This window comes from Modestobacter sp. SYSU DS0875 (assembly GCF_054050915.1).
Map to the genome: position 1 here is coordinate 21,027 of NZ_JBJHAH010000041.1, position 13,429 is coordinate 34,455.

Annotated in this window: 11 protein-coding genes; 4 read left to right on the forward strand and 7 right to left on the reverse strand. The window is 68.3% G+C overall.

What is annotated here, in order from left to right:
* Positions 1 to 199: 199 nt before the first annotated feature.
* Positions 200 to 1,990, reverse strand: a complete 1,791-nt coding sequence (locus ACI79Y_RS18285) for a hypothetical protein (protein ID WP_457159853.1) — start codon at positions 1,988 to 1,990, stop codon at positions 200 to 202.
* 152 nt (positions 1,991 to 2,142) lie between these two features.
* Positions 2,143 to 3,180, reverse strand: a complete 1,038-nt coding sequence (locus ACI79Y_RS18290) for a hypothetical protein (RefSeq protein WP_457159854.1) — start codon at positions 3,178 to 3,180, stop codon at positions 2,143 to 2,145.
* Positions 3,181 to 4,135: 955 nt separating this feature from the next.
* Here ACI79Y_RS18290 and ACI79Y_RS18295 point away from each other — a divergent pair.
* Both ACI79Y_RS18295 and tcmP read left to right on the forward strand, forming a co-directional pair.
* On the forward strand, positions 4,136 to 4,513 hold the full coding sequence (locus ACI79Y_RS18295) for a hypothetical protein (RefSeq protein ID WP_457159855.1): 378 nt from the start codon (positions 4,136 to 4,138) through the stop codon (positions 4,511 to 4,513).
* Between the two features lie 119 nt (positions 4,514 to 4,632).
* Positions 4,633 to 5,763 carry a three-Cys-motif partner protein TcmP gene (gene tcmP / locus ACI79Y_RS18300; protein WP_457159856.1) on the forward strand — a complete coding sequence of 377 codons (1,131 nt, stop codon included), beginning with the start codon at positions 4,633 to 4,635 and terminating at the stop codon, positions 5,761 to 5,763.
* Between the two features lie 976 nt (positions 5,764 to 6,739).
* Here tcmP and ACI79Y_RS18305 read toward each other — a convergent pair.
* From ACI79Y_RS18305 to ACI79Y_RS18325, 5 genes are all read right to left on the reverse strand, one after another.
* A complete protein-coding gene (locus ACI79Y_RS18305; RefSeq protein WP_457159857.1) occupies positions 6,740 to 6,967 on the reverse strand; it encodes a hypothetical protein in 228 nt (75 codons plus the stop codon).
* 73 nt (positions 6,968 to 7,040) lie between these two features.
* Positions 7,041 to 7,793, reverse strand: a complete 753-nt coding sequence (locus tag ACI79Y_RS18310; protein ID WP_457159858.1) for a DUF5131 family protein — start codon at positions 7,791 to 7,793, stop codon at positions 7,041 to 7,043.
* A 66-nt stretch (positions 7,794 to 7,859) separates the two neighbouring features.
* A complete protein-coding gene (locus ACI79Y_RS18315) occupies positions 7,860 to 8,414 on the reverse strand; it encodes a hypothetical protein (protein WP_457159859.1) in 555 nt (184 codons plus the stop codon).
* 10 nt (positions 8,415 to 8,424) lie between these two features.
* The gene (locus ACI79Y_RS18320; protein ID WP_457159860.1) at positions 8,425 to 9,063 is read right to left on the reverse strand and encodes a hypothetical protein; all 639 of its coding nucleotides are present in this window, start codon (positions 9,061 to 9,063) and stop codon (positions 8,425 to 8,427) included.
* Positions 9,064 to 10,234: 1,171 nt separating this feature from the next.
* Positions 10,235 to 10,873: a hypothetical protein gene (locus ACI79Y_RS18325; protein ID WP_457159861.1), complete on the reverse strand. Its 639-nt coding sequence runs from the start codon at positions 10,871 to 10,873 to the stop codon at positions 10,235 to 10,237.
* Positions 10,874 to 11,448: 575 nt separating this feature from the next.
* On the opposite strand from ACI79Y_RS18325, the gene ACI79Y_RS18330 reads away from it, so the two are divergent.
* Positions 11,449 to 11,868: a helix-turn-helix domain-containing protein gene (locus ACI79Y_RS18330; protein WP_457159862.1), complete on the forward strand. Its 420-nt coding sequence runs from the start codon at positions 11,449 to 11,451 to the stop codon at positions 11,866 to 11,868.
* Between the two features lie 179 nt (positions 11,869 to 12,047).
* Positions 12,048 to 12,947: a hypothetical protein gene (locus ACI79Y_RS18335; RefSeq protein ID WP_457159863.1), complete on the forward strand. Its 900-nt coding sequence runs from the start codon at positions 12,048 to 12,050 to the stop codon at positions 12,945 to 12,947.
* Positions 12,948 to 13,429 lie beyond the last annotated feature (482 nt).

The window sequence follows — 13,429 nt, forward strand, 5'->3', positions numbered from 1 at the left end:
ACGGACTGACCGTCGAGGCCCCGGGGGCGGCTTCGCTGCTGTTCAGGGGCTTGAGTTGGTGTCGTCACGGTGGTGAGGGCTGGTTGACCGGTCGCCGGGTTCCCGGGCGCACTAGACGGCCCGTATGACGGCATGCGACCGGCCCGGCCTTTGGAGGGCCGGTTCTTGTGTGTGCTGTGAGGTTGCGGGTGCGGCCGGGTCAGGCGGCTGCGGTGTCGGGCGGTTCGCCGCCCGGCGGTAAGCCGGTGCGGGCGTGTTCGCCCCTGCGCGGTTTGCGTGGCACGTAGACCGCGCCGCTGCTGTCCTCGGTGGCGTTGGTGATGAAGGCGCGGATCTTGCGGATGCTGGCGGCTGCGAGCAAGAACGCGGCGAACACGCTCTGGGCGGCCTTGCCCCGGACGCGGCGCCGTCCGGGGGCGTCCAGTGCTTCGTGGGCCTGATCCTTGGCGAAGCCGTGCATGCCTTCCTGGGACTGGCGCAGCGTGTTGAAGAGGTCGACCTGTTCGTCGGATCCGTAGGGCAGCGGCTGACGGAACTTGGCGCCATCGAGTGGGGTGACGGCGATGGTCTCCTGCTTACAGACCTGCGGCTTGAGTTCCCCGGTGATGTCGACGGGCAGCAGGATGCGTGGGCGGGCGTCGGTGACGTGCCCGTTGGCCTGACGGGTAGGGCGGGGGGTGTTCGAGGCGGGCTTGTTGTCGCACTTGACCAGCGGCGCGGGCCCGGCGGCGGGGCAGGTGAGGCGCTCACCGATCCCCTGGATGGGCAACTGCTTGGTGCGCATGCGGAAGCGGACCCGTTCCTGGATGCGGGCCTTGTAGGTGGTGAGGTCGATGCGGCCCGCGCGCAGGTCCTGGGTGGCGTGGACCAGAGCATCGGGCATGGCGGGGCAGGAATAGGTGCCCTCGATCAAGCGCATGCCGGAGACGTGGGCGCCTTGATCTCCGAGGTACTGCTTCGGGTAGGGCAGCACGAGTTCGAAGCCGACGTCGCGGGCGGGGATCTGGAAGGTGGCCGCGTCGGCGGCGGAGTAGAGGTTGTCTCCGGCCAGGTAGCGCGGGGTGTAGCCGCGGTGGAGGTAGGAGGCCATCAGGCGGCGGGCTGCACCTGCAGCATCGACGCCGGGCCGGTCGGTCGTCATCGCCAGTGGAAGCGCGGGCAGGTGCTGACGGTCACCGAGTTGGTCATCGACGGCGACAAGCAGACCGATGTCCAGCGCCCACATGAACTTGCGGGCTGGCTTGCGGGCGAAACCGCTAGTGGTGCCGTCGGCGGAGTAGTCGGGGTCGCGGTGGTCGCCGGTGCGGACGTACCAGCCGCCGTCGGGATCGGCGGAGGCCATCGGGCCGTTGCTCTCCCGGCCTTGGGCGGGGAGCTTCAGTGGGGTGGCGTCGATGCAGACGGACCCTCGGTATTGACGGCGGATGCGGCGGGGCAGGGTCTTGAACGCGGTGTCGAGCATCTGGTTGCAGACCCAGTCCAGCCGGTTCTGCATCTGCTGTTGCTGTTCGTCGGACAGCGTGCGGGCGAGTGCGCGTAGTTCGGTCCAGGAGCGGCGGCGGTTCTTGGGGTAGATGGATGGGTCGATCTGGGTGAGCATGCGGTGCAGGGTGCGGCGGACGCTTGCTTCTGCGGCGCGGTCCCACCGCAGGGCCGCCGGGGTTGCGTCCTTGGCGGGGCAGGTGGCGCCACGGACGGCGAGGCGGGTTTGCATGGCCGGGCTGATGCGGTGGAAGAGCACGTCACGGAACTGGGTGATGAGCATGCCGCGGCCGTCGAGTGCGGACAGCCACATCGCCACGAGAACGGCTTCCACAGTGGTGCGCGCGGGGCGGCCGGGCTTCTTCTTGCCTGCGTTGATCTGATCGGTGAAGAACTCGACCAGCCCGGTCCTGGCGAGGAAGGTGATCGCCCATTCGACGTCGGCGTCGCAGAACTGGGGCCGGATGGCGCAGGGGACGTCAGCGCGCCAGGTGATCGTGGCAGGCACGGGCAGATGGGAGCCGTGTACCGGACCTTGGTCGCCGATGGGAGGCAGCGCGGCGACGATCTGGTCGACGGTGCCGGTAGGGATCTGCTGCCGGGCGGGAGCAGTGGGGCGAGCCGGGCGGCGTCGGCGGTCGGTCCCACGGGAACGAGCGGTCATGCACGGGCCCGGCGAAGCGCCGCACTGGCCTGTTCAGGCGTGGCGGCCGGGATGTGGTCGAGGAGTTCGCTCAGGTGCGCGATGGAGGACAGTCCGGCGGCCTTGAGCAGGATCGGCAGCGGAGTTCCGGCCTGCAGGTGGTGCCGCAGCCAGGTGTTGCGCAGCCGGGAGGCGATGATCGGTGTCGGCGCGTTGAGTTGGCTCGTGGTCCGCAGCGTCTTGTCGAAGGTCTGCAGGGCGTCGTAGGCCCGTGCGCGCCAGGGAGCGATGATCAGGTAGTCGGGGCGCGTGGTCTGGGCGAGGTGCCACAACCGGTCCTCCCACGCCTGCAAGCAGGTGACTGTGCGTTCTTCCCCGCCGGAGCGGGTGCTCGGGCGGAAGGTGACGTGCACACCTGCGTCGTCGCGGACGATGTCGCGGGCGCGGGCATCCCACAGGTCGTGGCGGCGGGCACCTGCCCCGAGGCAGAGCGCCAGCGCACCTTGGATCCGCTGCCGCCGGGACACGGGGCGCAGGCCGCGGCTCCAGGCCCACAGTGCGGTCTCCTCGTCGGCGCTGTGCGGCTCGGTGACGTTGGAGTCCAGGCCAGCGACCCGGGGGACCAGGTGCTCGGGCGGGGTGATGAGGGCGTTGCTGATGACGCTCAGCCGGGACCGGTAGGTCTTGATCGCGCCGTCGGACAGTTCGGCGGCGGGTCCGGCGTGCAGGTAGCGGTGCAGGGTCTCGGGATGGAAGACGTGCTCCCGGGTGAGCGGCTGCGCCGTGGCGAAGCACCAGTCGACCAGGCCGGACACGATGGCCAGCGACGAGCGGGCCCACTTGTGGTTGATCGGCTGGGGGGCGGCGTGCAGGGCGTCGCGGACCACGGCGCGGGTGAAGATGACGACCTCGCGGTCCAGCGTCCCGCGGCTGGTGAACGTACTGATCACGCGATGAGCGGTCTGCAGCGCCGCACGCTGCTCGCGGGTGACCGGGTGGCCCTGTCCGGCCATCAGCAGCCACCACTCAGGCCACGGGGCGCGTTCGTCGCGCACCGTGACATCGTCTTCGCGGTCCCCGAGTTGGGCCGCCCACGCCTGGCTGGGCCAGATGCGCGACGGGTCGAGCAGCACAGCGACTCCCGATGACGGGGCCGGTGCGCTCCCTGGCTAGCTGAGCGGCATCGGCAGCACGGACAGAACGGTGGGTCTGACTCGCAGACCGCCGTTCCGCCGCTGACCGCGCTCACGCATGAGGCCACCTTCGCACAAGTGTTCGAATGTTGGCAACAGGGGTGGGTGGTGTGGAGCGGGGGCGCCGTGTCATGCGCGTCGAGTCCGCGCGCGAGCGACTGCAGGGATGCTCCGCTCCAGTGGGAGGCGGTCTGGCGCACCGCACGCTCCCTTCGATCCGGCGGCAATTCCGCGTGCCTGCGTCAGGCGATGGAGGCCCGGCGGGAACCCGGCTGCGCCCTGACGGAGCAATCCGGGTCCGGCGCTGTGGGGCTGCCGGAAATCACATGCCTGTTATTCGGTCACCCTGCACGCGCATGCCGACACGGCCCAGGTCGACCGCGCAGCCCGGTCGACCTGCTGACCTGCAGAAACTCCGCGGAGTAACTTCTTCTTACGCGCCAAGAGTTCGTGGCTCTTATACGGACACGTTGGTCGACCAGAACTCGGGTCGACCTCGTCCTGGCGACCTGCACACCCCCGCGACCAACCTGCACACCACCTGGCGGACCGGCGACGGTTCTGTGGTTTGCTGACGGCAACTGGGCGCACGGAACGACAGCGCCGACCAGCCGGGCGAGAGTTCGGGTTTCCGGGCGGCAGGACGGTCCAGTGGCGGCCATCCGCGACCTCGTTGGCCGAAGAACTGGGAGACAACTCGTCGGTGACTGGTCGGGCCTCGGCGCCGCGCCCGCGGTACACGCCACCACAGGAGAACCGGCGCTACACGCCCGCGGAACTGCGCCGCACCGTGCGCCTCCAGGACCGGCCTGCGACCGTGCAGACGAACATCGCGGACGTGAGGATGGAGTCAGGCACGCCGGACCCGCCGCGGCTCAGTCGGAACGGCAAGTACCGCTGGTGCCTGTGCTGTGACACACCACTGCCAGCCAGCCGCCGATCCCCCCTGTGCGAGCCCGACCATCGACGGCACCGCAACCTGCGCCGGGAACGGAACTCACGGCCCACCTACTTCCAGTTCGAGCGCCGCTACCTCACCGAAGCCCACGACGACCTGGACCAGCTGGACGCAGCCGTGGGTCGACTACTTGCTGCCTATGCCGCCGGGCAAGAGCCACGAGGTGAACTGAAGCGCACGGCGGCGCGGTGGGCGACGTTTACCACCACCTTCCGGAACCGCTTTCCGCGCCCCTGAACGACCACCGGGCAGTCGGCTGTGACCATGCAGTTGTTTGCTCAATCCGACAGTCCGCTCGGCGACTCGCATCCACGTATGCGTACCGCTACGGTTCCGGTTGCCTGGGGGAGGATCGGTTGAGCCGCAAAGAAGAACTCCGCAACAAGACGGTGTGGCGCAGTGACCCGCACACGCTGGTCAAGCACTTGGTCTACCGGCACTACCTGGCCTGCTGGATGCCGAAGATCCTCCAGCGCTTTCCCGCGGCCACTGTGGTCGACGCGTTCGCCGGTCCCGGTGTCTACGAGGACGGCCCCGACGGGTCTCCACGACTAGTGGCCAAAGCCTTCCTAGAGCACGCCGCCTACGCACGTTTCGGCGAGCTACGCATCGTCTGCTTGGAACAACGCGCCGACCGCGTTGCCCGACTACGGGACGAGATCGCACGGCTGGGGCCGACGCCGAAGTTGACGTTCACAGTTTTGGATCCGGGCGAGTTCGCCGACCAGCAGGAGGCCCTGGCTGCGGCAGCGACCGGCGGGGACGCCGGGCGGCCGGTCCTCTGGCTGCTAGACCCGTTCAACATCAAGGCGTTGCCTTTCGACCAGGTAGCCGCCTGCCTGTCCGGCCGTTATCACGAAGCAGTCATCACCTTCTTCACCGAAGAAATGCACCGCTTCTGCACCCAGCCAGGATTCAGCGCGGCCCTCGATGAGCACTTCGGCTCAACAGACTGGCGGGGCGTCACCACGGTCGCCGGGCAGGCCGCACGCAAAGAAGCACTGGTGTCCGCTTACCGACACCAGTTGGAGAGCCTCGGCGTCCTCACCGAACAGTTCGGTGTGCGAGTTCGTAACGCCACACCCCGCTACTCCCTGATCTTCGCGACACACAGCCAACACGGCCTGCAGTGCTGGAATCCCGTCAAATGGAAACTGGACTCCTACTCAGGCTCCGGCGCGTCGGCCGACATGCTCATGCAGCCAGACCTGTTCGGCACCTCGCTGATCACCGAACTGCAGGACATGCTTCGCGGCTACGCGGGCACGGAACAGGCCTGGGCGAAGCTCGCCGCCCGCGCGGCCCGCACTGGATACCTCGACCGCCATCTCCGCGAAGCCCTTGACGGGCTGGCTACCGACGGGCTCGCAATCCGCGTTGCTCCCGTGGATGCGCGCACTCCCTGGCCAGAAGGCAGCATCATCCGGTTCTACGCACCCGAGGACATAGACGACAGCGACCCCCGCCAAGCCCTCGCAGAACCCTGACTCGACCCGATGCGCTCAACGTCATAATTGAAGCGTTGGATTGCGTGACGCAAGATGGTTTGGGCGTCTCCAGGAGCCATGGCGATTAGAAGGTCGCTCCCCGCCACGGGTAAGCTTCCGCCGCAGCGAGTACTGGCCACCCGTTCTCCGATTTGCGCCGAGTCCATCCCCGCGGCGACGAGGCTGATGGCGCCGCAGCCGCTGCGCTTGGCTTCCCCACGAACAAGGCAGTCGAGGCCACACCGGCTCCTGCCAGCAGGAAGTTGCGGCGCGAAATGGACTCGCCGGTCACGCTCACGAATAGTCTCTATCCTTCTCCACACGACTGTCGGAATCATCGAGTTGATCGCTTGGCCGCGACGGCCAACGATGACGAGCCTCGGCTATGCATAGCCCCACGAGACACAGCACCGTGCCAAACGCCGATAGACCGACGCTCGGGTTCACGTAAGCAGGCACCAGGTCCTCTTCCTCGTTACACGGGTTAGAGAACGGGAATGACGTCGCCTCATGCTCAAGTAGATATTCCCGACTATAAGACATGCCCTCCCTGAAGCAGTCTTGATAAGTATCGAAGCTGGACGCCTGCCAAAGTCCATTAAAGGAAAGAGCCAAGAATAGGGACCCGGCCACGAGCGCGCCTATGCCCCACCGTCTCGCCGAGTCAGACAGGGTCATCGCTTCCCCCTTTCCCAAGCGTGCCGCCACCAGCCCGAACCCACGCGGACCGGTATGTGTGCATGAGTGCGGCAAAGTCGGCACTCTTGCCGTTCCAACGGTCGGGGGCGTCCGTGACCTGCCTGACGCTGGAGGACCTCACGAGACTCGCGGCGGATGAACCTGACACTGATGCGCTTGCGTTGATCATTGACCCACTCTCTCCGCTGGACGGAATCGTGACCGATGCTGGCTAATCATCATCATCGGTATCCAACGGGTCCGATGTGACCGGATTCCTCGATCTGTGTACTTGTGGTCAGTCGATATAGCCCGTCTCCGGGTTGATCTGTGACAGGAAGTGAACGATCGCTGCCCGCATGTCGGCCTCACTCATCACCGCTCCGTCGGAGCGGGCGGTGGTGAACCCGTAGGCCGGGTCGTGGGGGCCGCTGAGCCACTCGAAGTCGTAGACGCCTGGATCGTCACGGCGATGTGTCACGGTGAAGTCCTGACCATCGACGTGCAGATCGCGGCGGTCATCCATGACTCATGAATCCTTCTCCCCGTACGCAGTGTCTCCTGGGCAGCCTGCAGTGCGGCCGGTGCTGGATGCTGAACTAGGCCGTGACCCGCCCGCGAGGGGGCATCTCATCCCACAGCAGCCCATCCAGCACCCGTCCCCCGGCCTTGGGGGTGCGGCCACCCCACTGCTTGAAGAAGAAGGGCACTGTGGCGGCCTGGCAGGCGTCCCGTAGGCCGGTGACCCACGCCGGGTCCATGACCCGGTGCGCCGGGCCGCTCTCGCCCCCGGCGATCACCCAGTCGATCCCGGCCAGTGCAATCCCGTCGAGTGGGCCAAGTAGTGGCTCGCAGGACAGGAACCGCACGGCCGCGGGAACGGCGCGCAGGTCATCGACCCGATCCAGGGCGTCGCTGTTCTCCACGCTGACGCCCATCCACAGGTTGTCCGGCCAGTCCAACTGGGCGGCGACCTTGCGCAGCCGAGCGGCACGCTTGGTCAGCACCTGGTAGGTGTGCTGCGGGGTCGCGGCCATGACCGCGAACACCTCGCGCACGAAGTCCAGCGGCACCCGCGCGTGGAACAGGTCTGACATCGAGTTGACGAACACCAGCCGCGGTTGCCGCCAGGTCAGCGGGACCCGAAGAGCTTGCGGGTGGAGTGCCACGCCGAAGCCAGGGCCGCTGGTCCGGGGATCGCCGTCGGTCTGGTACTTGTCCGCACCCATGGCCTTCAGCCGCTTGGCCAGCGTCAGGGCGTAGCAGTTGTCGCAGCCGGAGGAGATCTGGTCGCACCCGGTGGTCGGGTTCCAGGTTGCCTCGGTCCACTCGATCGTGCTGTTGTCCGCCACTGCGCCCCCTCGGTGCCTCATCGAACGCTATCGGCAGGCCCACCGGGCGGCCCGGTCAACCAGACCCTAGGGAGCCCCACTGACAACACGCTGAGCGGATGCCACGCGCGCCGTGGTCCACTCCTCGGGCGCCGACGCGGCCAGCGATGCTCCGATCTGCCTCCTCGGTGCACCCGCAGCCCGGCCCGCGTCCCGCCCCTCGGGTGCCTGGAGCACGGTCACCGAACGGGCGGCGGCGTAGAGGTCCCGGCTCACCGAGGCCGGACGCAGGGTCACCACGTGCAAGTCAGCGCGGCGGCCGATCGCCGCGAAGAGGTGGTCGTTGCTCACCACGACGAACGACCTGATCCCGGCCCGTCGAAGCAAGCGAGCATGGTGCATCAGGATCGCGTCGGCACCGTTGCGGCGACGACCACCGGACAGCACCTCGACGCCTGTTGCGGTGAGCGGCCCGTGGTACCGCCGGTACAGGCCCCGGTGTGCCGCGGCGATCCGCGGCGCACCCGCCCCGACCAGCGAGGACAGCGTTCGCGCGAGGGCGCCCAGCCGAGCCGCGCCCGGGTCCGCGTTGTCTAAGTCCCACAGCAACGCCGTGGGCGGACGCGGCAGGGCGGGAGGCATGACCGGATGATCACGTCGGCCACCGACACTTCAGGACTGACAGGTCCGGACGGTACGGCCGATCTGGATGCCAGCGCGGTCGGTGCACAGTCCGCGACCTGCAGGTGCAGGGTGCAGTCGCATCGTCCAGGTCGGGATTCGGGGTGATGAACCACAGCGCAGCCGTCCAGCCGACGACGTCTGTGAACGCCTGGATGGCGGGCGCGAGTGCCGGGTCGACCTCGCTACCGGTGAACTGGAACGTCGGGTAGACCCAGCGGCCATCGGCGGTCCGCTCCGCGAGGATGGTGTGCGCCATCCGGCGGGCATGTACCGCCTGCTCCGACACCCCGCCCAGCAGCGCCGCGACCCCGGCAGTGTCGTAGAACGGGCCAATCTCAGCGTCCAGCGCCCTCGGCTCGGCGGGAGGCAGAGGGCCGGTCACCCGGCCGAGTACCTCGGTCACGCTCTCGCACCCCTCGGGTAAGACCCAGAGGTCGCCGTCTTCCAGGCGGACCCGGTGCGCGGGGTAGACCCGTTGCGCCACAGCCAGGTCCTGGTCGCCGAACAGGCCCACGAAGCACAGTGCCCCGGCAACGATCTCGACGCGTTCTGCGCCAGCAGGCCACCGGGCCAGGTCCTCAACCGTGAACGGCAGCCCCTGGCTCATGAGGCCCACCGTGGCACACGACAACGACGACTGCGCCGGTAGCAGAGCGCTCGGGCCGTGGCGGGGCCGCGCTGTGGCGACCTGCGCGCCCGTGCACCTCGTGGGTGCACCAGAACACCTCGGAGGGCAAGTCGCGAACTCGGTCCGCTTCGCTACGAGGATTTCGTCAGGCCCCCTGAGCCTCGAACTCGCCATGTGGAGGCGTCACGGCGTCCAGCGCTCGCATCGTGCATTCGGTGAATGTTGCAAGGTACGCCTCGTCTTCGGTAAGGCTCTCGGGTACTGGCACACTGAATTCCAGTTCATTTTGGTGAGGGCGAAGATCTCGTCTGCGACCTGGACGGTCCGCGTGGAGCGGTCGCCGGTCCCACAATCGAGGGAAGCGCGGGGCACCGACGGCCCGGCCAGCGCGACACGCGCAGACCTTTGGACATGTCGGCCAAAAGTATCCCCTGCACGGGCATCAATGGCCCCACCGGTCACACGGGCCACGCCGGGAGTTCTCCGTACGCCCTCACCTGAATGCCCGACGCTACACTCCTCTGCAAGGGCGCAATACGGCCATCGTAGTCGCCTACAGGTTACGCCGAATGACTGACACGCTCCCGCACATGGGCCGACTGGCAGATAGTGAGAGGCGGCATGAGGCTCCAGAAAGCAGCGGTGAGACGACTCACCCGGCTATCGGTTGGTTTTTTCTTGCTGAGCTATCTGTGGGGTATCACGCACGTTGTTTCCATGAGGAAATGGGAGGTATGCACGGTCGTACGCAAGGTTCCCTACGATGCCGCGACGGCACAACAAAGCTTCCTGTTCCCTCTCACCAACAGTTGCAGCGACACATACAGTCTGGTTCCCGGATACGTCAACCCGTTGATCGCCGCTACTGGAACTGTTGCAGTTCTATGCTGTTTAGCCGCGCTCGTCACGCACTTCCTTGCGCGTCGACTTTCTATTTAGGAGTCAGGGGACGCGGCCATGAGGCCCGCTACCGGCGTCCCGACCGTGGAGACGCTGGCTTCCTCCCTGGCGGTCCTCAACGCCTTTGCCCACTGCTGGATCGCCACCTGCCGTTCGCAGTCCGCCCCGGTGCGCCGGGTCCGGCACGCTGGGGGTAACTCCGCTGCGGCCTGACGCCCAAGGCCACTGGCCGCACCTTTCCCGGCGCTGGTCACTGGCCGCCCCACGTTGTCCTCACATGCCGGGCCCACGGCGCCAACGCGGGATCCCGCAGCACGGCAAGCGTGGCCACCGCCCGCCTGAGGTCCTGGTCGTCGCGGGCGGCCAGTACCTCCTTGCCTGACAGTCCGGTGAGGACAGCAAGCACGACCAAGGCGATGTCCGCGTCGCTGGGGTTCAAGCACTGGGGGTAGGCCAGCACGGGTTCAACTGGGCCTACGAGGCCTATCAGCGAGGTGAGGTAGTTGACGTGCGTGCGACGGAGGCCTGGTGTCTGGAAGATGATCCGTTGTACCAACCCGCCTAACCACAAGTCGTTAGCGAGTGGAGGAAGGGACTCGGCAAACCAAGCCTGGACGAGGCGGATGTTGTCCAGGGCGGGAAGCCCGACGGCCGGGTGACGCGGCGCTTCGGCCGTCGCGTCCGCTGCGAGGCGGTGGTAGGTGTCCAGCGAGAGGGCCATGAAGCAGGTTCCCGGCTCGGTAGCCAGGCGCTCCAGCGTCTCCTTGGCGACTCCAGCGTCGCCGCCCCGTCGCGCTTCATGGAGCGCCCTGACCGTCCCAAGGACGTAGTCAAGCCGGGCACAGCGCCCCTGGCAGTGGCCGTCCTTACAGGACTGCGGGAGGTTCATGCGCGCAGTACGCCGCGCACGGCTGAACGAGTGGTCGCCAAAGGCGCGCCCGCCAGGAATCTCAAAGCGGGTCCGAGTCACGATCGCTGCCGAACCTCTGACGGCGGTGCGACCGCCCTGCTCACACTGCGCGACCCGCCCATCGACCCTCCCCGCTCAGATGTTCGAACGCATGTTCGAACATCCTGGAGGAGCATGTCAACGCCGTCCCCGGCTCCCTCACTGGACCGCGACTGCAGGCAGCCGGGCTCACCGACCCCACCACCGGCCAGGTGCTGGTCGACGACCTCCAACGGCATCACCAAGTCCAGGTCGGCGGGGCGATGAACCAGGTCAACCCAGACTCCGGCTACATCCTGAAGATCAACTGCTTGGACCTGGCGCGGTCCGAGCCGACCGGTTCCTCCAGTTCTCCGCCCTCATGCGCTGCCCCAGCCCTAGCGGGCTCCTCGGCGCGGGGCGGGCTGAGTCTTCCCGAACCGTGACAACCGTGACGAAGATCAGCTTGACTCCAGCGTGCTGTCTGCCGATGATTCCGTGAGAACCGTGATTCAGCCAGAGGGAAGGTGGCCGTCGTGACCGACCGCACCCGCACTGCCCGCAGCGGCGACGTCGCCGCTGCCTTCGGCCTGTCCCCGGCGACCATCCAGGCCTACGCCCGCAAGAACCGGCTACCCCACAGCACCACCCCCGGCGGGCAGTACCGGTTCAACCTCGACGAGGTTCGCGAGATCCTCGCACCGCCGCTGGTTGAGCCGGTCGAGGACCTCCTCGACCCCTTCGCCGCCACCGGCCCCATGGTCGACGCACTGTCGGGCTTCCGGCCCGACCCGATCACTGACGACGCCGCACGGCGCCTGCGCATCCACGGCTACCGGCCCGAAGCGCCGCCACAGCGCCGCCCGGTGACCCGGAAGGCCGGAGCCCGCGAGTTGGGCGACATGGTCAAGCGCTCGGGCAACGTCGCTGCCGTCGCCGTGCTGCACCGGGCCTGACCCGCCCCGACCCGCGGGCCACATGCGCGCGGCAATGGGAGTCTCGCCCAGCCGATCGTTCGCTTCGATCCACACATCACGGGGACGTCCAGCCAGTGCCGACCACCACACCCGAACCCGAGTCCGGGGAAGCGCAAGCCACGGTCGCACCCGCCATCGCCCAGGTGGCGGGCGCACCGGTGTCCTTCACCGCTCTCTCCCCGGCCCAGCAGGGAGACGCCTTCTCCGGGCTGACCCTGGCCATCGCCGGAGTCGGCCCCGACGGCGTCCAGCACCTGCCCACCGGCGCCACCCGTCCCCAGGTCGGCCCCGCCGACGCCTGGGCCACGCCCTTCCTGTCCGAGACCGGGCAGTACGTCCTGCTCAGCCAGGACTGCGACCTCGTCCGCGAGCCCGCCGACGAACCCACCGTGCAAATCGCCCCACTCGTCCTGATCGACCAGGGCGAGTGGCAGGACCTCAACCGCAACGGCTACTCCGCCCGCCAGTACGCCTACCCCTCGGCCAAGTTCAGTGGCGTCCCCGACAGCAAGGGGCTGGCCGTGGACCTGGCCTGGACCACGAGCATCCTCAAGGGCTCCCTCTCCGCACCCGGCGTCACCGCCACCCGCCCCCTCACCGGCCCCGAACAGCGCGCCTTCACCGAATGGGTCGCCGCCCGCACCGGCCGCGTGCCCTTCCCCGACGCCGTGGTCACCAACGTCCTCGACCCCTGCTACCACGTGCGCAGGCGGCTGCTCGCCGCCTTCAACAAGGCCGCCGGGCCCACCAACGCCAAGGTCGAAGCCCGCGTCGTCGCCGCCGTCGACCGCTGGTACGCCCACGTCGACGGACATCTCCTCACCATCCTCGGCTCCCTCACCGGACCCCGACTACAGGCAGCCGGACTCACCGACCCCACCACCGGCCAGGTGCTGGTCGACGACCTCACCAACGGCATCACCAAGCTCCAGACCCAGGTCATCGGAGCGATGAACCGAGTCAACCCCGACTCCGGCTACACCCTGAAGATCAACTGCATGGACCTGGCCACGGTCCGCGCCGACCGGTTCCTCCAGTTCTCCGCACTCATGCGCTGACCCACCACAAGGCATCGGGGCCGGGCCGTAGGGTCACCTTCGTGTCAGGGCTGTGAGCCACCGCATCTGGCGCACGCCTCCAGCGCCTGCCACAACTGCTCATCGCGATGCCCCCCGACGACCTCCTGTGTCGTGGTCCCGGCGCTCGAACGATCCGGAGACCGGTCGACCGCGTGAGAACGCCCAGGGCGCCGATCGTGGCACCCCGCAAGGCCAGGCGAGGCGGCAACGTCGGTCACCCAGTCACACGGTCCCTCCGCGGGGAATGATCACTTGAACGGTGGGGAACGGCTCTGACCAGGCCGTTCTCGTCCCAGGTCGGCGGCTTACGTCGTTAGCCCGCCAGTCGAGAGGGGGGGGGGGGGGGGGGGGGGGGGGGCGGCGGGGGGGCGGGGGGGGGGGGGGGGGGGGGGGGGGGGGGGGGGGGGGGGGGGGGGGGGGGGGGGGGGGGGGGGGGGGGGGGGGGGGGGGGGGGGGGGGGG